Source organism: Kitasatospora purpeofusca, assembly GCF_000718025.1.
Lineage (GTDB): Bacteria > Actinomycetota > Actinomycetes > Streptomycetales > Streptomycetaceae > Kitasatospora > Kitasatospora purpeofusca.
In genome coordinates, this window is sequence record NZ_JODS01000023.1 from 25,757 (window position 1) to 43,840 (window position 18,084).

16 protein-coding genes and 1 riboswitch are annotated in these 18,084 nt (G+C 73.9%); of the genes, 6 read left to right on the top strand and 10 right to left on the bottom strand.

What is annotated here, in order from left to right:
- Positions 1 to 81 precede the first annotated feature (81 nt).
- From IF01_RS0128185 to IF01_RS0128195, 3 genes are read right to left on the bottom strand one after another with little or no spacing between them, the layout of a single operon-like run.
- Positions 82 to 1,383, bottom strand: a complete 1,302-nt coding sequence (locus IF01_RS0128185; protein WP_030396373.1) for a bifunctional 3,4-dihydroxy-2-butanone-4-phosphate synthase/GTP cyclohydrolase II — start codon at positions 1,381 to 1,383, stop codon at positions 82 to 84.
- Positions 1,380 to 2,024 (bottom strand): nicotinamide mononucleotide transporter family protein, encoded by a 645-nt coding sequence (locus IF01_RS0128190; RefSeq protein ID WP_030396374.1) that lies wholly within the window; start codon positions 2,022 to 2,024, stop codon positions 1,380 to 1,382. Before IF01_RS0128190 ends, IF01_RS0128185 begins: the two co-directional genes overlap by 4 nt.
- Positions 2,021 to 2,716 (bottom strand): riboflavin synthase, encoded by a 696-nt coding sequence (locus IF01_RS0128195; protein ID WP_051756372.1) that lies wholly within the window; start codon positions 2,714 to 2,716, stop codon positions 2,021 to 2,023. The genes IF01_RS0128190 and IF01_RS0128195 overlap by 4 nt, the downstream gene beginning before the upstream one ends.
- Before the next feature lie 219 nt (positions 2,717 to 2,935).
- A riboswitch (FMN riboswitch) is annotated at positions 2,936 to 3,063 on the bottom strand.
- A 259-nt stretch (positions 3,064 to 3,322) separates the two neighbouring features.
- On the opposite strand from IF01_RS0128195, the gene IF01_RS0128200 reads away from it, so the two are divergent.
- Positions 3,323 to 3,571: an SCO4226 family nickel-binding protein gene (locus IF01_RS0128200; RefSeq protein ID WP_030396376.1), complete on the top strand. Its 249-nt coding sequence runs from the start codon at positions 3,323 to 3,325 to the stop codon at positions 3,569 to 3,571.
- A gap of 28 nt (positions 3,572 to 3,599) precedes the next feature.
- On the opposite strand, the gene IF01_RS42370 is transcribed toward IF01_RS0128200, so the two are convergent.
- The gene (locus IF01_RS42370; protein ID WP_157855373.1) at positions 3,600 to 3,905 is read right to left on the bottom strand and encodes an antibiotic biosynthesis monooxygenase family protein; all 306 of its coding nucleotides are present in this window, start codon (positions 3,903 to 3,905) and stop codon (positions 3,600 to 3,602) included.
- A gap of 128 nt (positions 3,906 to 4,033) precedes the next feature.
- Here IF01_RS42370 and IF01_RS0128210 point away from each other — a divergent pair, with 128 nt between their 5' ends.
- A complete protein-coding gene (locus IF01_RS0128210) occupies positions 4,034 to 4,729 on the top strand; it encodes an MSMEG_1061 family FMN-dependent PPOX-type flavoprotein (RefSeq protein ID WP_078880374.1) in 696 nt (231 codons plus the stop codon).
- Positions 4,730 to 4,815: 86 nt separating this feature from the next.
- Here the strand turns inward: IF01_RS0128210 and IF01_RS0128215 are convergent, their stop codons facing one another.
- Positions 4,816 to 5,013, bottom strand: a complete 198-nt coding sequence (locus IF01_RS0128215; protein ID WP_030396379.1) for a YegP family protein — start codon at positions 5,011 to 5,013, stop codon at positions 4,816 to 4,818.
- Positions 5,014 to 5,162: 149 nt separating this feature from the next.
- On the opposite strand from IF01_RS0128215, the gene IF01_RS0128220 reads away from it, so the two are divergent.
- Complete coding sequence (locus IF01_RS0128220) at positions 5,163 to 5,576, top strand: HIT family protein (protein ID WP_030396380.1); 414 nt, start codon at positions 5,163 to 5,165, stop codon at positions 5,574 to 5,576.
- 46 nt (positions 5,577 to 5,622) lie between these two features.
- Here the strand turns inward: IF01_RS0128220 and IF01_RS0128225 are convergent, their stop codons facing one another.
- A complete protein-coding gene (locus IF01_RS0128225) occupies positions 5,623 to 7,206 on the bottom strand; it encodes an alkaline phosphatase family protein (RefSeq protein ID WP_208624368.1) in 1,584 nt (527 codons plus the stop codon).
- A 175-nt stretch (positions 7,207 to 7,381) separates the two neighbouring features.
- Positions 7,382 to 8,155 carry a GntR family transcriptional regulator gene (locus tag IF01_RS0128230; RefSeq protein ID WP_030396382.1) on the bottom strand — a complete coding sequence of 258 codons (774 nt, stop codon included), beginning with the start codon at positions 8,153 to 8,155 and terminating at the stop codon, positions 7,382 to 7,384.
- A gap of 272 nt (positions 8,156 to 8,427) precedes the next feature.
- Between IF01_RS0128230 and IF01_RS0128235 the strand changes: the two genes are divergently transcribed.
- From IF01_RS0128235 to IF01_RS44360, 3 genes are all read left to right on the top strand, one after another.
- Positions 8,428 to 9,345, top strand: coding sequence for a glycoside hydrolase family 19 protein (locus tag IF01_RS0128235; RefSeq protein ID WP_030396383.1), 918 nt, complete (start codon positions 8,428 to 8,430; stop codon positions 9,343 to 9,345).
- A gap of 108 nt (positions 9,346 to 9,453) precedes the next feature.
- The gene (locus tag IF01_RS0128240; protein ID WP_051742097.1) at positions 9,454 to 10,527 is read left to right on the top strand and encodes a serine hydrolase domain-containing protein; all 1,074 of its coding nucleotides are present in this window, start codon (positions 9,454 to 9,456) and stop codon (positions 10,525 to 10,527) included.
- A gap of 409 nt (positions 10,528 to 10,936) precedes the next feature.
- Entirely contained in the window at positions 10,937 to 14,665 is a 3,729-nt protein-coding gene (locus tag IF01_RS44360) for a SpoIIE family protein phosphatase (protein ID WP_051756377.1), read from the top strand.
- A gap of 50 nt (positions 14,666 to 14,715) precedes the next feature.
- Here IF01_RS44360 and IF01_RS0128250 read toward each other — a convergent pair whose 3' ends face one another.
- The 3 genes from IF01_RS0128250 to IF01_RS0128260 all read right to left on the bottom strand — a co-directional run bounded on the left by IF01_RS0128250 (position 14,716) and on the right by IF01_RS0128260 (position 18,071).
- The gene (locus IF01_RS0128250) at positions 14,716 to 15,174 is read right to left on the bottom strand and encodes a MarR family winged helix-turn-helix transcriptional regulator (protein WP_037781408.1); all 459 of its coding nucleotides are present in this window, start codon (positions 15,172 to 15,174) and stop codon (positions 14,716 to 14,718) included.
- Positions 15,171 to 16,910, bottom strand: coding sequence for an MFS transporter (locus IF01_RS0128255; protein ID WP_244215651.1), 1,740 nt, complete (start codon positions 16,908 to 16,910; stop codon positions 15,171 to 15,173). The genes IF01_RS0128250 and IF01_RS0128255 overlap by 4 nt, the downstream gene beginning before the upstream one ends.
- A 219-nt stretch (positions 16,911 to 17,129) precedes the next feature.
- The gene (locus IF01_RS0128260; protein ID WP_030396388.1) at positions 17,130 to 18,071 is read right to left on the bottom strand and encodes a pseudouridine synthase; all 942 of its coding nucleotides are present in this window, start codon (positions 18,069 to 18,071) and stop codon (positions 17,130 to 17,132) included.
- Between the last annotated feature and the right edge of the window lie 13 nt (positions 18,072 to 18,084).

Consider the following 18,084-nt stretch of genomic DNA (forward strand, 5'->3'; position numbering starts at 1 on the left):
TTGCGGATCAGTACGGGGGTCCGGGTGCGGATCAGTACGGGGGTGCGGGTGCGGGTCGGTGCAGGGGGTGGTGCGGCCGGGTCAGCCGTCGAGGCCGGGCAGGTCGTGGCCCATCCGGTCGCGCTTGGTCCGCAGGTAGCGCGCGTTGTGCTCGCCGGCCGGGATCTCCACCGGCTCGCGGCCCTTGACCTTGAGCCCGTGCTCGGTGAGCGCGGTGAGCTTGTCCGGGTTGTTGGTCAGCAGCGTCAGCGAGCGGACGCCGAGGTCGCCGAGCATCTGGGCGCCGATGCTGTAGTCCCGGGCGTCCGCGGGCAGGCCCAGGTCGAGGTTGGCGTCGACGGTGTCCCGGCCGCGCTCCTGGAGCTCGTAGGCGCGCAGCTTGTGTGCCAGGCCGATGCCCCGGCCCTCGTGGCCGCGCAGGTAGAGCACCACGCCGCGGCCGGCCTCGGCGACCCGGCGCAGCGAGGCCTGCAGCTGGGGGCCGCAGTCGCAGCGCAGCGAGCCGAGCACGTCGCCGGTCAGGCACTCGGAGTGGACCCGGACCAGGACGTCCTCGCCGTCGGGGAGCCGGCCGTCCTCGGCGAGTCCGCCGGCGACCAGCGCGATGTGCTCGACGCCGTCGAGGGTGCCCCGGTAGCCGACGGCGGTGAACTCGCCGAACGCGGTCGGCAGGGAGGTGACGGCGGCCCGGTCGACGTGCAGCTCGGTGCGGCGGCGGTAGGCGATGAGGTCCTCGATCGAGATGATCGCCAGGTTGTGCTCGCGGGCGAAGGCCACCAGTTCGGGCAGCCGGGCCATGGTGCCGTCGTCGTTGACCACCTCGGCGATCGCGCCGGCCGGCGGCAGGCCGGCCAGCCGGGCCAGGTCGACCGCGGCCTCGGTGTGGCCGGGGCGGACCAGCACGCCGCCCTCGACGGCGCGCAGCGGGAAGACGTGTCCCGGCCGGGCGAGGTCGGCGGGGCCGGTGCCGGGCGAGGCGAGCAGGCGCACGGTGCGGGCCCGGTCGGCGGCCGAGATGCCGGTGTCGACGCCGTCCCTGGCGTCCACCGAGACGGCGTAGGCGGTGCCCTTGCGGTCCTCGTTGACCTGGGTCATCGGCGGGAGCTTGAGGCGGTCCAGTTCGGCGCCGGTCATCGGGGCGCAGATCACGCCGGAGCTGTAGCGGACGGTGAAGGCCATCAGCTCGGGGGTGGCGGCGGAGGCGGCGAAGACGATGTCGCCCTCGTTCTCGCGGTCCTCGTCGTCGACGACGATCACGGCGCGGCCGAGCGCGATGTCGGCGACGGCCCGCTCGACCGGGTCGAGGACGAACTCGGCGGCGCTGTCCCCGGCCGGGGTCGCGGTGGGGTGCTCTGCCGGACGCGTGGTGGGGTTCTCGGTCATGCGGAGGCTCCCTGGAGGGCGGGGTCGGTCACGGGGTGTGCGGTGCGGCCGCGGAGCCACCAGGCGCGCAGGCCGAGCAGGACCAGGACGAAGTACACGGAGTAGGTGAAGCCGGAGAAGACCAGCCCGTTGTCGAAGGCGAGCGGCACGCCGACCAGGTCGACGGCGATCCAGGCGAACCAGAACTCGACCCAGCCGCGGGCCTGGGCGACCATCGCGGCCAGGGTGCCGACGAAGATGTAGGCGTCCGGCCAGGCGTCCCAGGACAGTTGCGGGACGGCGGTGAAGAGCGTGCCGACCGCCAGGGTGCCGAGCGCGGTGCCGCCGATCAGCGCGGCGCGCTCACGGCCGGTGGCGAAGCGCACGGCGACGTCGCCGTCGCCCCGCCTGCCGCGCTGCCACCGGGTCCAGCCCCACACGGCGGCCGTGATCACGACTATCTGCTTGCCGACGCCGCCGCTGAGGTGGGCGCTCCAGTAGGCGCCGACCAGGACCAGGCCGGAGAGCAACTGGACCGGCCAGGTCAGCCGGGAGCGCTGCCAGCCGAGGGCGAGCGCGGCGAGGCCGAGCAGGTTGCCGATGATGTCGGAGCGGTAGACGTCCTGGCCGAGCAGGTGGACGGTGCCGTTGAGCCAGTTCACCGTTCCTCCCCCGGGGTGGCGTCGGTCGCGTCCGGCACGTTCGCCCCGGGCAGCGGCGGGAGGGTGCGGGCCTCCAGCAGCCGCTCCACGTACTTGGCGAGGACGTCGACCTCCAGGTTGACGCTGTCGCCGACGGCCCTGGTGCCGAGGGTGGTCAGCGCGAGGGTGGCCGGGATGAGGCTGACGGTGAAGCTGTCGCGGGCGGCCTCGACCACGGTGAGGCTGACGCCGTCGACGGTGATCGAGCCCTTCTCGACCAGGTAGCGCGAGACGGAGTCGGGCAGCGAGAACCGCAGCACCTCCCAGCGGAGTTCGCCGGCCGCGTCGCGCTCCCCCGGTTCGCGGCCCAACAGCCGCCCGGTGGCGTCGACATGACCCTGCACCAGATGTCCGCCGAGCCGGGCGCCGAGCGTCATGGCGCGCTCCAGGTTGACCCGTCCGCCGGGCTTCAACTCGCCCAGGCTGGAACGGTGCAGTGTCTCGGCCATCACGTCGGCGCTGAACTCGCCGGTGCCCGCCGCGAGTTCCTCGGGGCTGTCGACGACGGTCAGGCAGACGCCGTTGACCGCGATGGAGTCCCCGTGCCGCGCGCCCTCGCAGACCACCGGGCCGCGCAGACGGATTCGCGAGGAGTCGCCGATCTCCTCGATCGACACGACCTCGCCGAGCTCTTCGATGATGCCGGTGAACACCCGGGTTCTCCTCGCGCTTGGGGCGCGGACTCCGGGGTGCGGCACGGGAGAAGGACGCGGACAGGCGCGGGCAAGGGGTACACGGGCGCCGGACGGCAACGGGACCCGTCACCGGGCTGCCGCCGAACCGGGCGCCGGAACGAGGGGGGACCCCGTCCGTCGCCGCACACCGCCTCCCGAGGTCCACCGGGGGACCACGGGCCCTGCTCACTCGTCCGCCGCGCACACCTCCCATCCGGACTTTAACCGTCGGTCCAGGAATTTCACCTGGTCAACCGGCCGCTGGCTGCGGACGGGTCGCGGACTGTAACCGCCGGTTCGGATTTTCACCGACCCCGGAGTGCGCTGAACGTCACTGCTGATTCTGCCGTCATTCTGCCATGATCCGCGCGGAGCCAGGGAGAGGTGTCCACTGTGGCCTCTTTCACTCGGCGCCGGGGAATGGACGACGCGGGTCGCCGGAGGGGGTTCGCCGCCCGCGCGGGGCCTCCGGCGGCGCGCCCGCGCGGGGCGTCCGGTGGCGGCCCGGGGTGCGGCGGGCGCAGGCTGGTGGTACCGGGGCGGCGGCACGCGCCGTCGCGGGCGACCGCAGGAGGTGCGGGAGCTATGGCCAAGTTCATGGACGTCCACCACGGGATGGCCGGCATCACCGAGGAAGAGTTGCGGATGGCGCACCAGGCGGACCTGGCGATCCAGGCCGACGAGGGCGTGACCTTCGAGCAGGCCTGGGCCGATCCGGAGTCGGGCCACGTCTACTGCCTGTCCGAGGCTCCGTCGAAGGAGGCCGTGCAGCGGATCCACGAGCGCACCGGGCATCCGGCGGCCGAGGTGCACCCGGTTCCGCTGATCGTCTGAGCACGACCCGGCGGCGGGCCCCGGCGGATCAGGGCGCGGGGACCGGCGTGAAGTGGGTGACCTCCGGCGGGTGGGCCAGGTACCGCAGTTCGCCCTCCGACCAGACCGGCCGGATCCGCCACATCGGCCCCGCGTAGCCGAGCAGCGCCGCCTCGTCGCGCCAGCGGCTGACCACGAGCACCCGGTGCCCGCCCTCGGTGACGGAGCGCAACAGCTCGCCGCCGAGGCAGCCCTCGGTGCGCCCGAGTTGTGGCAGCACCTTGCTGGTCAGCACCTCGCAGAACTCCTCGATGTGCCCGGCCATGACCTGCCCGGCCCAGATTCTGATGATCACGGCGACCACCTGCCCCGAAAGCGTCCTGGCCCCATTATCGACGCGAAAGCGCTGGTGGCGAGGGGTTCGGGCAGGATTTCCCGACGGTGACGGGCCGCGTCGGCACGGGCTCGGTTACGTTGATCGGTATGACCAGCACACCGGAATCCGTTGTTCCGTCAACACCCGGGCCGGACCGGCCCTCCGGCCTGTTCGAGGCGCTCGCCGCCACCTCCGTGCGTGACGCGGCCGGGCTGCGGGAGGTCTACGAGCAGCCCGGGGACCACGCGCGCCGCAAGCAGGTGGACCGCATCCACGAGGTCGCCCGGCAGCTGATCGCCTGCTCCTCGCTGGTCCTCCTGGCCAGCACGGACGCCGAGGGACGCTGCGACGTGTCGCCGCGCGGCGGACCGGCCGGACTCGTGTCCGTGCTGGACGAGTTCACCCTGGCGATCCCGGACGCGACCGGCAACAAGCGGCTGGACACCCTCCACAACATCGTCGGGACCGGCCGGATCGGGCTGCTGTTCGTCGTGCCGGGCCGGGACACCACGCTGCGGGTCAACGGGCGGGCCTGCGTCTCCACCGATCCCCGGCTGCTGGAGCAGCTGACGGCGGTCGGCAAGCCGCCGCGCAGCGCGATCGTGGTCGCGGTCGAGGAGGTGTTCGCGCACTGCCCGAAGGCGTTCCTGCGCGCCTCGGCGTGGAAGCCGGAGAACTGGCTCGCCGAGGACGCCCAGCCGAGTTCGGCCGAGGTCACGCTCTCGCACCTGGCGGACCCGTCGCTGACCGTCGAGGCGATCGAGCAGAACGAGCGGGAGGCCCTGCTCTACCGCTACGAGTAACGGCGGGAGCGTGGGCGGGAACGACGGTGCGGGGCCGGGCCGGGGCTGCTCGTGCCGCCCCGTCCGGCCCCGCACGACCGCCGGGGTCAGGCCGCGGCCCCGGACTTGGCGACGTCCACCACGCTCGCGCCGTTCGCCGCCCGCTGGACGGCCTCGACGCCCTTGTGGGCGGCGTCCTTGCTCGCGTAGCCCTGGCCGGTGGCGACGATCTCGCCGTTGCCCGCCTTGAGCCGGAACCGGAACTTGCCGCCGGCGTCCTCGTACACCTCGAACTTGCCCGCCATCCGGGCCACCTCCTCGTCGACGGGACGCGCCGCGCGCCCCACCTGCACGGTGCGCCCGGGCGCCGTCGGCCCGCACCCGCTCGGGGTCCGGACGGGTGACCCCGGCCGGAGCGGGTGCCGGGGCGGCCCGGGGCCGGTTGAATGGACGGATGGACTGCGTCTTCTGCGCGGTGGTCGCCGGCACGGAGCCCGCGCACCGGGTGCTGGACGACGAGGTGGCGGTGGCCTTCCTGGACCGCCGGCCGCTCTTCCCCGGCCATGTGCTGGTGGTCCCCCGCGACCACCGCCCCACCCTCACGGACCTGCCGCCGGCGGACGTGGGCCCGTTCTTCCTGCGGGTGCGGCGGGTGGCGGCCGCGGTGGAACTCGGCCTGGGGGCGGCGGGGAGCTTCGTCGCGGCGAACAACCGGGTCAGCCAGTCGGTGCCGCACCTCCACGTCCATGTGGTGCCGCGCAACCCGAAGGACGGGCTGCGCGGCTTCTTCTGGCCGCGCCGGGCGTACTCCGACGAGGCGGACGCGGCGCTGGTCGCCGAGCGGCTGCGCGCCGCGCTCGCCCCCTGAAGCCGTTGCCGCCGGAGCCGCCCGGCCTCAGGTCCGGCCCTCCGGCTCAGCCGACCCGGACGTTGTCGACCACCCAGTACCAGTTGTTGCTGCCGGTGTACCGGAAGCGCAGCCGCAGCCGGCTCGCGCCCGCCGGGACGGCCAGGTCCAGCCGCTGGCGGCCGTTGGTGTCGGCGGTGTAGCTCTTCACCTCGACCGGCGTGCCGCCGTCCCAGACCGCGAGCACCCGGGCGGTCTGCACGCCCTCCGGTCGGTAGAAGGTGTTGAAGGTGACCGGGACGCTGCTCCGGCCCGCCACCGGGTACTCCGGGCTGACCAGGGTGGAGTCGTAGTTCCCCTGGAAGGTCTTGTCGGCCCACTCGTCGGAGTCGGCGACGGCGAAGACGTTGCGGGAGCGGACGTTGAGCTCGCGGTTCTGGTCGCGCTGGGCCTTGGTCCAGAACTCGTCGGTGGTGAACGACCAGCCGCGCCACTCGGTGACGCCGCCGGTGCCCATCGCCGAGTTGTCGACGGACCAGCCGGCCGGCGCGGTGCGGGTGAAGCCGAGGACGCCGGCCGGGATGCCGGTCTCGTCGACCCGGCCGGTGAGCTGCGGGCGCAGCGCGTCGAAGTCGTCCGGGACCAGGGCCGGGATCGGGGTGCCGTCGAGGCCCCAGGCGGGGTCGGCGGTGATGCCGAGGTGAGCCAGGGCGGTGGGCGCGATGTCGACCATCCGCACGTCGTAACGGACCGAACCGGCCGGGAACGCCGAGCCGTTGGCGATCACGAAGGTCTGCCGCTCCTCCCAGGTGGAGCCGCCGTGGCCGCCGGTGGGGGTGTGGCCGTGGTCGGCGGTGATCATCACCAGCCAGTCCTCCTGGGCGTAGCCGGCCCGGCCGCGGACGGCGGTGAGGATCTGGCCGACCTGGGTGTCCACGCCCCGGATCGCGTCCAGGTAGGCCTGGCTGGCGGAGCCGCTGCTGTGGCCGGCGTGGTCGACGTTGTCGAGCTGGACGAAGACCGCGTCGGGGTTGCCGTCGCGCAGCCGGGCGACGGCGCGGGAGGTGGTGCCGGTGTCGTACTCGGCGGACGGGGTGGCGACCCGGGTGTCGACCCGGCCGGAGTAGATGGTGTCGGCGATCGGCGCCCAGGACGCCACCACGTAGGTGGAGAGCGCCGGGTTCGCCGTCTCGACCCGGGTCAGGAAGTCGGGGTAGGTCGCGAAGGCGGGGGCGGTGAAGTTGTTGTCGAGGACGTTGTGCTTGTCCGGCCAGACGCCGGTGGCGATGGTGGACCAGCCGGGGCCGGAGGAGGTGCCGGCCATCGGGCTGGTGTAGAGGCTGCTCGCGGCGGTGAGGCCGCCGGCCATCAGGGCGGCGAGGTTCGGGGCGCCGGAGTCCTTGATGCGGGTGAGCATGGTGCCGTCCAGGCCGATGACCAGGACCTTGGGGGTGCGGGCGGCGGCAGCGACGGCGGTGGCCGCGCGGGCGGCGGTGGCGGCCAGCGGGCCGGTGGCGAGGGCCGCGGCGGCGGTGCCGAGGAGCAGGCCGCGGCGGGACAGTCCGGGGGCGGCGGGGCTCTGCGGGGTGGCGTGGGTGTGCTGCGCGGCGGGGGTCCGGGCGTTCACGTCGTTCTCCTGATGCGTCGTCATGGCGCGGAACGGGGCGGTGACTACGGTCGGAGCAGCGGATGGCCGGGGGTCGCCGGGTTTCCGACCCGGGTGTGAACAACGCCCGAATTCGGTCCAGACCCGTTATCTTTCTGTGATCAAGGCCGACCCGTGAAGGAAGTCGGAGGAGGGGGCCGGAGGAGGGGCCGGGGGAAGGTCAGTCCGCCTCGAGGCGGGTGGTGAAGCTGAAGCGGTCGCCCCGGTAGAGCGAGCGGACCCGCTCCACCGGCCGGTCGGCGGAATCCCTGGTCAGCCGGTGCAGCAGCAGCATCGGGAGGGCGGGCGGCGTGCCGATCAGCAGCGCCTCGCGCGGGGTCGCCAGCACGGTCTCGATCCGCTCGTCCGCGGCGCCGAAGGAGATGCCCACCTTCTCGCCGAGGTACGCGTACAGCGAGGACCCGGGGTCGAACTCGTCCTCCAGCCCCGGCACCCGCCCGACCGCCAGGTAGGTGCTCTCCAGGCCCACCCGCTCGCCGTCCGCGAGCAGCACCCGCTCCAGGTGCCAGACCGGATCGCCGGCGTCGATCCGCAGCTGCCCGGCCAACTGGGGGTCGGCGCCGAGTCGTTCGAGCCCGATCAGGGTCCGGCCCGGCACCCGGCCCTGGCGCCGCACGCCCTCGGTGTAGCTGGCCAGCGAGAGCGGCTGCTCCAGCTTGGGGCCGGCCACCACCGTGCTGCGGCCGCGCCGCCGGACCCGGCCCTGGATCAGCAGCTCGCGCAGGGCCTGGCGGAGGGTCTCCCGGGCCACCTCGAAGCGGGCGGCGAGCTCGCGCTCGGTCGGCAGCACGCCCCCCTCGCCGAGCTCGTCCAGCAGCGCCTCCAGCTGGCCCTTGACGGCGTAGTACTTGGGCACCCGGCCGTGCTCCGGGATGCCCGACCTGATCGGTGCGCCGGGGCCCGACCGGGCGTCGGCGTCGGGGGTCTGATCCACCCGGACATCCTCCCAGACCCGGCAGCCGGGCCATGACAGGCCGTCGGGCCGCCGCCGGTCCGCCCGCCGACGGACGCATTCCGGGCGATTCGCCCCGACCCCCTTGACAGGTATAGACCACTCCGCTTGAGTCTGGAACAGCCCCGCACCCGGCCCGCACCCCGGTCGGCCCGTCCCCCACGACGCGCCCCCCACCGCGGGGCCCCGGCTCCCCTGCCCCGACGTCCCGTCCTCCACGACCGTGCGGCCCCCACCGCACAAGGGGTGATCAAGTGTCCACGAAACGCCTGCTCGCACTGCTCTCCGCCGTCCTCACGGCGCTCGCGGTGATCCTGCTGCTGCCCGCCGCCAACGCCAGCGCCGCCGTCTGCGCGACGCCCTGGAACTCCTCCGCCGTCTACACCGGCGGGGCCGCCGTCTCGTACAACGGCCACAACTGGCTCGCCAAGTGGTGGACCCAGAACGAGCCGCCGAGCACCGGCGGTTCGGGCGTCTGGTCCGACCAGGGCGGCTGCGGCACCGGCCCGAACCCGACCGGAACGCCCACCCCCACGGGCACCGTCAACCCCGGCGGATTCCCGGTCAGCCAGGCGCAGTTCAACCAGATGTTCCCGAACCGGAACCCCTTCTACACCTACCAGGGCCTGATCGACGCCCTCTCCGCGTACCCCGCGTTCGCCGCCACCGGCACCGACACCGTGCGCAAGCAGGAAGCCGCGGCGTTCCTCGCCAACGTCAACCACGAAACCGGCGCGCTGGTCTACGTGGTGGAGCAGAACACCGCCAACTACCCGCACTACTGCGACACTTCCCAGCCCTACGGCTGCCCCGCCGGACAGGCCGCCTACTACGGGCGCGGGCCGATCCAGCTGAGCTGGAACTTCAACTACAAGGCCGCCGGCGACGCCCTCGGCATCGACCTGCTGCACAACCCCAACCTGGTGCAGACCGACCCGGCCGTGGCCTGGAAGACCGCGCTCTGGTACTGGAACACCCAGAACGGGCCCGGCACCATGACCCCCCACAACGCCATGGTCAACGGCGCGGGCTTCGGCGAGACCATCCGCAGCATCAACGGCTCGCTGGAGTGCAACGGCGGCAACCCCGCGCAGGTGCAGAGCCGGATCAACGCCTACCAGCGCTTCACCCAGCTGCTCGGCACCGTCCCCGGCAACAACCTGAGCTGCTGACGGACCGGCGGGACGGCGGCGCCGTACCTCCGGGGGACGAGCGGCGGGTGCCGAAATCGTCGCCGCGGTGGACGAAACCACCGTCCCGCCCCTCCTAGGCTCGGACTCATGAACGATCTTGGCAGCCTCGTCCAGCAGACCGCCGACCGCCTCGCCGGCCAACAGGTCGGCGCGGTGGTCGCCGGGCTCGCCCGCGGCACGGTGGAGATCCGCGGCGCCGGACGCACCGGCCCCGGGGCCGCGGGCGGACCCCCCGGACCGGACACGCTCTTCGAGATCGGCTCGGTGACCAAGGTCTTCACCTCGCTCGCGCTCGCCCGGCTGACGCTGGCGGGCACCGTCACCCTCGACGACCCGCTCGCCGAGGTCCTCGCCGACGCCCTCCCGGCCGGCGCCGCCGTCCCGGCCAAGGGCCCCGAGCCGCTCGCCCTGCGGCACCTCGCCACCCACACCTCCGGCCTGCCCAGGCTGCCCGCCGGCATGCTGCTGTCCTCCCTCCTCAGCCCCAACAAGCCCGACCCGTACGCGCACTGCACCGCCGACGCCCTGCTGACCGGCCTCGGCCGGACCAGGCTCCGGGCCGCCCCCGGCCGCAGCTTCCGCTACTCCAACCTCGGCGCCGGACTCCTCGGCCTCGCCCTCGCCCACCGGGCCGGCGTCGGCTACGGGGAACTCGTCCGGCGGGAGATCTGCGAACCGCTCGGCCTGCGGGACACCGTCCTGGAGCCCTCCCCGGAGCAGACCGCCCGGCTCGCCCCCGGCCACACCACCGGCGGACGGCCCGTCCCCGCCTGGCAGCTCGCCGACCTCGCCGGCGCGGGCGGCCTGCGCTCCACCGCGGCCGACCTGGCGGTCCTGCTCCAGGCCCAACTGGCCGGCGACACCGGCTCCGCACCGCTCGGCCCCGCGATCGCCCTCACCCGTGAGGTGCGGCACCGGGTCAACCCGGTCGCCTGGATGCACCTCGGCTGGCTCGGCCACCGCCTCCACGCCCGCCAGGGCGGCCACCTCCAGATCTGGCACAACGGCGGCACGGGCGGCTACCGCTCCTTCGTCGCCTTCGACCCCGAACGCCAGGTCGGCGTCATCGTCCTCGCCAACACCCGCCGCTCCGTCGACACCCCCGCCGTCCGCCTCCTCCGCACCCTCCAGACCACCCGCGCCACCTTCCCGGGCCAGTAGCGTGGCCCGAACAGGGAGAACCGCGTTTCGCACCGACCGACCGGAGGACCTGACCGAGCCGGTCGGCCAGGTCCACACCGCGCTCGTGACCCTCCGGGGTACCGGAGTCCGACACCTCACGAGCTCGACCCCGGGAACCGGCCGGCAGGTCGTCCGGGGAGCGAACCCGCCACCGCCGCAGGTACCGACCGCCGCTCCTTGAGGCGGCGGCCGACCACCGGTGGTCGCCGGCCCGGCGGCCCATGAGAACTGGAGCGGCGAACCTCCACCCGGCCCGTCCGGAACGCGGATCCCGCCCGTGCCGACACCGTTCGCAGCAGGTGTGTCGTGCGGGGTCGGTGGGGGGCGTGGGAGGATGGCAGGGCTGATGGGGACGACCTCCGGGCGGTGCTGGCCATGGTGACCGAGCATGGTGAACGAGCGTCCTGAGCACGAGGCCGGCGGGCCCGGACGGGTGCCGTCCGGGGACGGGGTGCGCCCGGAACCGGCCGAGGGCCCGGACGCGCTGCTGATGGTGCCGATCGCCACCGCGCTGATCGAGGCGGACGGGCGGATCCTGCACTGGAGCGGTGACGCCGAGGCCCTGCTCGGCTACTCCGCGGCCGAGGCGATCGGCGCGCGGGCCGCGCAGCTGCTGGCCTCCGAGGAGGACCGGCCGGAGGTGCTGGAGCTGTTCCAGCGGATCCTGGACGGCCGCGGCTGGTCCGGGGTGTTCCCGGTACGCCACCGGGACGGGCACCACGTCAACCTGGAGTTCCGCACCCATCCGATCGCCGGTCCCGGTGGCAGCCCGCTGGTGCTCGCGGTGGCCTCCGACGTGACCACGCTGGAGCGGATCCAGGCGGACCTGGCACTGCTGGACGGCTTCTTCTCGCAGGCGCCGGTCGGGATGGCCGTCTACGACGCCCAGCTGGCCTTCGTACGGATCAACGAGGCGCTGGCCCGGGTCAACGGGCTGCCGGTCGAGCGGCACCTCGGGCACCGGCTGACCGAGCTGCTGCCCGGGATCAACGGCGCCGAGAGCGAGGCCGTGATGCGCCGGGTGCTGGAGACCGGCGAACCGGTGGTGGACGCCCGCTCGCACGGCCGCACCCCGGGCGACCCGACCCACGACCACGCGTGGTCCGCCTCCTACTTCCGGCTGGAGGAGCCGGGCGGGCAGGTGCTCGGCGTGAGTTCGACCATCATCGACATCACCGAGCGCTTCCGGGCCGACGCCCGCGCCGCGCGCGCGCAGGAGCGGCTCGCCCTGCTGGTCGAGGCCTCCGCCTCGATCGGCACCACGCTGGACCTGCGGCAGACCGCCCGGGAGCTGGCCGACGCCATGGTGCCCAAGGTGGCCGACATCAGCGGCGTCTTCGCCCTGGAGGCGCTGGCGGCCGGCCGCACCGTGGAGCCGCTGGACCCGACCGCGCCGCAGCACGTGCGCCGGCTGGCCCTGGCGACCTCCGATCCGCTGTACCCGGCCGAGGCGCTGCCGGTCGACACCGTGTACGAGGTGAACCCGGACACCCCGTACGCGCGGGCGCTGGCCACCGGGCGGACGGTGGTGGTGCCGTCCTGGGAACTGCCACCGCTGAGCGACGCGATCACCGAGAGTCGCCGGCAGGCGTTCCTCGGCGACCGCCCGCGTTCGGTGCGGATCACCCCGCTGGTGGCGCGCGGCACCACGCTCGGCATGATCGTCTACTCCCGGCGCGGCGAACGGGAGTCCTTCGCCGAGGCCGACATCACGCTCGGTGACGAACTGGCCTCCCGGGCCGCCGTGGCCATCGACAACGCCCGGCTCTACCTGCGCCAGCACCAGATCGTGCTCGCCCGCCAGCAGGCGCTGCGCGAGGCGAAGGCCGCGCAGGAGCGCCTCGCCCTGGTGAATGTGGCCTCCACCCGGATCGGCACCACCCTCGACCTCACCCAGACCGCCGAGGAACTGGCCGCCGTAGCGACCCCCCGGCTGGCCGACACGGTGGTGGTCGAGGTGCTCGACGACCTGGTGCGCGGCGAGCGCGAGGCGCGGCCGTCCGGCGACGGCTCGGCGCTGCTGCGGCGGATGGCCTTCCACTCGGCGGACCGCTCCACCCTGCGCCCGATCGACCGCAGCGGCGGGGTGCACCGCTTCCCGCCCTCCTCCCCCTACGCCTGGGCGCTGCGCCACCGCCGTCCGGTACTGGTCCCGCGGATGGACGAGGCCGGGATGGCCTGGTTCCGGGACGATCCGGTGCGGGCCGCGGCGGTGCACGAGCAGCAGGTGCGCTCGTTCATGGTGGTGCCGCTGATCGCCCGCGGTTCGCCGGTCGGCGTGGCGGCGTTCTACCGGACGGTGCTGGAGCGCCCGTACGAGGACGACGACCTGGCGCTGGCCGGGGAGTTGGCGGCGCGGGCGGCCGTCTCGATCGACAACGCGCTGCTGTTCACCCGGGAGCGGGACGCGGCGGCCGCCCGGCAGCGCGCGCTCGACGAGGCGTGGGCCGCGCAGCAGCGGCTGTCGCTGCTCAACGAGGCGTCCAACCGGATCGGCACCACCCTCGATCTCCACCGCACCGCGCACGAGTTGATCGAGGTGGTGATCCCCCGGTTCGCCGACTTCGTCACCGTCGACCTGCGCGAGGCGGTGCTCGGCGGCGAGGACCCGGCGCCCGTGCCGCCGGACGGCTCGGTGCTGATGCGGGCGGTGGCGGTCGGTGAACTGGACGCCGACGGGCTGATGTCGGACGCCGCCGACGCGGTCGGCGAGACCTCGCAGTCGGCCAAGGTGTACGCGGAGAGCCTGCGCACCGGGCGTTCGATCCTGGTGTCGGAGGTCGACGAGGCGGCGCTGCGCCGGATCGTCGCCTCCGAGGACCGGGTGCAGCCGGGGCTGGAAGCGGGCGTGCACTCGTACCTGATGGTGCCGTTGATGGCACGCGGACTGGTGCTGGGCGGTGCGGAGTTCATCCGCACCCGCAATCCCCTGCCGTTCGGCCCGGCGGACCGCGCGCTGGCCGAGGAGTTGGTCGGCCGCACCGCGCTGGCCATCGACAACGGCCGGCTCTACCGGCGCGAGCGGGAGACGGCGCTCACCCTCCAGCGCAGCCTGCTGCCGCAGGAGATCCACCGCACGCTGGGGCTGGAGATCGCCTACCGCTATCTGCCGAGCAGTGTGGTGAGCGAGGTCGGCGGGGACTGGTTCGACGTCGTCCCGCTCTCCTCGGGCCGGGTCGCTCTGGTGGTCGGCGACGTCATGGGGCACGGCATCAGGGCGGCCGCGACCATGGGGCAACTGCGTACCGTGGCAAGAACGTTGATCACCCTGGAGCTGGCGCCCGACCGGGTGATGCAGCGGCTGGACGAGGCCACCACGGCGATCGGCGAGGGCCAGTTCGCCACCTGCGTCTGTGTCGTGTACGACCCCGTCGACCGGAGCTGCACCGCTGCCTGCGCCGGCCACCTGCCGCCGGTGGTGGCCGACACCGCCGGGAACGCCCGGCTGCTGGAGCTGCCGCCCGGCGCGCCGCTCGGGGTCGGCGGAGTCCCGTTCGAGAGCGTCGGGTTCACCCTCCCCGAGGAGGGACTGCTCGCCCTCTACACCGACGGCCTGGTCGAACGGCGCGGCCGCGACCTCGACGAGGGGCTGCAGTTGCTGTGCCGCACCATCGCGGACCGGCGCGGTTCGCTGGAGCAGACCTGCGACGCCGTGCTCTCCGAACTCACCGGCCGCAGCAGCGAGGACGACATCGCGGTCATCATGGCGCAGGCCCGGCCGGTCGGTTCGGACCGGATCGCCACCCTCGCGCTCGACGACGACCACGCGATGGTGGCCCACTCGCGCCGGTTCACCCGGGAGACGCTGACCGGCTGGGGGCTGGCGCAACTGGCCGACTGGGCGGAGCTGCTGACCAGCGAACTGATCACCAACGCGCTGGTGCACGCGGGTTCGCCGACCCAGCTGCGGCTGCTGTGCAACCGCACCCTGACCGTGGAGGTGGCCGACCGGGACGCCGGCACCCCCCGGATGCGGCGCGCCGACGAGGAGGACGAGGGCGGTCGCGGCATCCACCTGGTGAACGAACTCGCCCACCGCTGGGGCACCCGGCAGACGCCGGACGGCAAGGTGGTGTGGTTCGAACTCGAGCTGCCACCGGGGCTGTCGGAGCGGTGACGGCGCCGCCGCACCGGCGGACGGCGCCGGATGTCCTGGGACCGGCGGCCTCAGGCTTCCTCGGCCGCCAGCAGGTGTTCCAGGACCGGGAGGGCGGCGAGCAGGACGGCCTGTTCGTCCGGGGTGAGGGTCTGCATCCGGCGGGCGAGGAGTTCGGAGCGCTGTCGGCGGATGCCCGCGAGCAGTTCGGCGCCGGCCGGGGCGACGGCCACCAGGAAGGACCGGCCGTCCGTGGGGTCGGGGAGCCGTTCGACCACCCCGGCCGTCACCAGCGGGCCGACGGTGCGGGTCATGGAGGGCGCGGACACCCCTTCCAGGGCGGCGAGTTCGCCGAGCCGCAGCGGTCCGTGCTGCTCGATCCTGGCGATCGCGGACTGCTGGGCGAAGGTGAACTCCTGGCCGGCCGAGGACTGCGCGAGGCGGCGGTGCAGGCGGGCGATCACCAGCCGCAACCGGGCGACGGCCGCCGCGTCCGGGGCGTCGGGGCCCTGGGGTTCGGGGGTGGTCACGAGCGCGCTCCCCCGGTCGCCGCGCGGGGCTTCCCCGCTCCGCCGCTACCGCCCCCGGCCCCCGGGCCGGCCGGGGCCCGGCCGGTGCGCCCGCGCAGCAGCGAGGCGACGGCGGCGACGAGCGACATCGCGATGGCGAGCGAGAACACCACCATCAGGCCGTCGTGGAACGGGCCGGAGATCAGGTGGGGGAAGAACTCCCGGCCGGTGAGCGTCTCCGCGTTACCGGCGGGCACTTGGGCGAGGACCTGCGGGCCGAGCAGTTCACGGACCGGGTTGTAGCCCAGGAACGCCGCGAACAGCGTGCCGACCGGGGGCAGTTGGGCGACGGCGTGGGCGTCCGCGGCGGGCACGCCCTGGGCGGTGAGCCCGTCGGAGAGGGTGTGCGGCAGGGAACCGGCCAGGCCGGCGACCATGAGCGAGAAGAAGACGCCGATGGAGAGCACCATGCCGGCGTTCTGGAAGGTGGCCCGCATGCCGGAGGCGGCTCCCCGGTCGGCGGCGGGCACGCTGGACATCACCAGCGCGGTGTTGGGCGCGGCGAACAGGCCGCCGCCGAGGCCGTTGAGGAACACCAGCAGCGCGAACGCCGGGTACCCGAAGTCGGTGGGCAGGGCGAGCAGTCCGGCGAAGGAGGCGGCCATCACCAGCAGGCCGCCCGCGGCGAAGAGCCTGGCCCCGAACCGGTCGGACAGGTACCCGGCGACCGGCCCCGCGGCGAGGAAGCCCACGGTGAGCGGGACGAGGTAGATGCCCGCCCACAGCGGGGTGTCGGCGTAGTCGTACCCGTGCAGCGGCAGCCAGATGCCCTGGAGCCAGACGATCAGCATGAACTGGAGGCCGCCCCGGGCGATCGAGCCCAGCAGGGTGGCGAGGTTGCCGCCGGTGAACACCGGGTCGCGGAAGAGCCGCAGCGGGAACATGGGTTCGGCGACCCGGCTCTCGACCACGCAGAACACGCCGAGCACGGCGGCGCCGCCGAGCAGCCCGGCCAGGACCCACGGGTTGGTCCAGCCCATGGTGTGCCCGCCGTAGGGCTGGATGCCGTAGGTGATCGCGGCGAGCAACGCGGTCAGGCCGACGGCGAAGGTGATGTTGCCCCACCAGTCGATGCGGCCCGGGCGGCGGACGCCGGTCTCGCGCAGCGAGCGGTAGGCCCAGACGGTGCCGATCACGCCGATCGGCACGTTCACCCAGAAGATGGACCGCCAGTTCCACTCGGCGAGCAGTCCGCCGAGCACGAGCCCGACGAAGGAGCCGGCGATCGCGGCCACCATGTTGACGCCCAGGGCCATGCCGCGCTGCCGGGCGGGGAAGGCGTCGGTGATGATCGCGGCGGAGTTCGCCATCAGCATGGCGCCGCCGACCGCCTGCACCACCCGCCAGCCGATCAGCCAGAGCGCACCGCCCCCGCCCTGGAGCGGGTCGAGGGAGAGGACGACCGAGGTGAGGGTGAAGATCAGGAAGCCGGCGTTGTAGATCCGCACCCGGCCCCAGATGTCGCCGAGCCGTCCGAGGGTGACCACGAGCACCGCCGTGACCAGCATGTAGCCCATCAGCATCCACAACAGGTAGCCGACGTTGCCGGGCCGGAGCGGGTCCAGGTGGATGCCGTTGAAGATCGCGGGCAGCGAGATCAGCACGATCGAGGAGTTGATCGTGGCGATCAGCATGCCCAGCGTGGTGTTGGAGAGCGCCACCCATTTGTAGCGCGGGTGGTCCGTGTCGACGTCCATCGCCCCGTCCTCCCCCGGATGGGCCGGGCCCCGGCCGGGCCCGGGATTATTTAGCTGAGGTCAACTAAATTACTCCGTTCGGGGCTCCGGGAGAAGGCCCGCGCGGACCCGGGCGCGCGGGCGCGGCGGACAGTCGCGGCAGGCGCGGAATGCGCGGCGGGCGCGGAATGCGCGGCGGGCGCGGAATGCGCGGCGGGCGCGGAATGCGCGGCAGACGGGCTACCAGGACTCCGGGTCCGACCAGGCCGCCAGGGTCCGGCGGCTCTCGAAGCGGCACGGACGGCCGGTCAGCGGATCGGTGAACTCCATCGCGGCGGAGAGCAGCTGCAGCGGGCGGCGGAAGTCGTCCGGGGCGGGCTCCGGCAGCACCACCGGGTACACCGGGTCGCCCAGGATCGGCAGGCCCAGACCGCTCATGTGCAGCCGCAGCTGGTGCGTGCGGCCGGTCGACGGCCGGAGCAGGTAGTGGCCCAGCGCGCCGCGCCGCTCCAGCAGGCCGATCCGGCTCTCGCTGTTCGGCGGCGCGTCCAGCTCCTGGGCGGCGATCACCCCGCGCTCCTTCACGATGTGGCTGCGCACGGTGCGGGGCAGCTCCACCGCGGGGTCGTAGGCCGCCACCGCCCGGTACTCCTTGCGGACCAGCCGGTCCCGGAACAGCGACTGGTAGGCGCCACGGTCCTGCGGCCGCACCACGAACATCGCCAGCCCCGCCGTCAACCGGTCCAGCCGGTGCGCCGGGCTCAGCGCGGGCAGGTCCAGCGTGTGCCGCAGCCGGCTCAGCGCCGTCTCCACCACGTGCCGACCGCGCGGCGTGGTGGCCAGGAAGTGCGGCTTGTCGACCACCACCAGGTGCTCGTCCCGGTGCAGCACCTCCAGTTCGAACGGGACCGGCACCTCGGCCGGCAGCTCCCGGTAGAACCACAGGTGGGCACCCGGCCGGAACGGGTCGGCCGGACCGACGGACCGGCCGTCCTCGCCGACCACCTCGCCGGCCCGCAGCAGCCCGTCCACCCGCTCCGCCGCCACCGCGGGCAGCCGCTCCCCCAGGTACTCCCGCACGGTCTCCCACGGCCCGCCGGTCACCGGCAGCCGCAGGTGCACCGGATCGACCCCCTGCCGCTGCGGCAGGGGGGAGGTCGGGGCCGCGCTCCTACGTCTCATCGCGTCCGTCAGC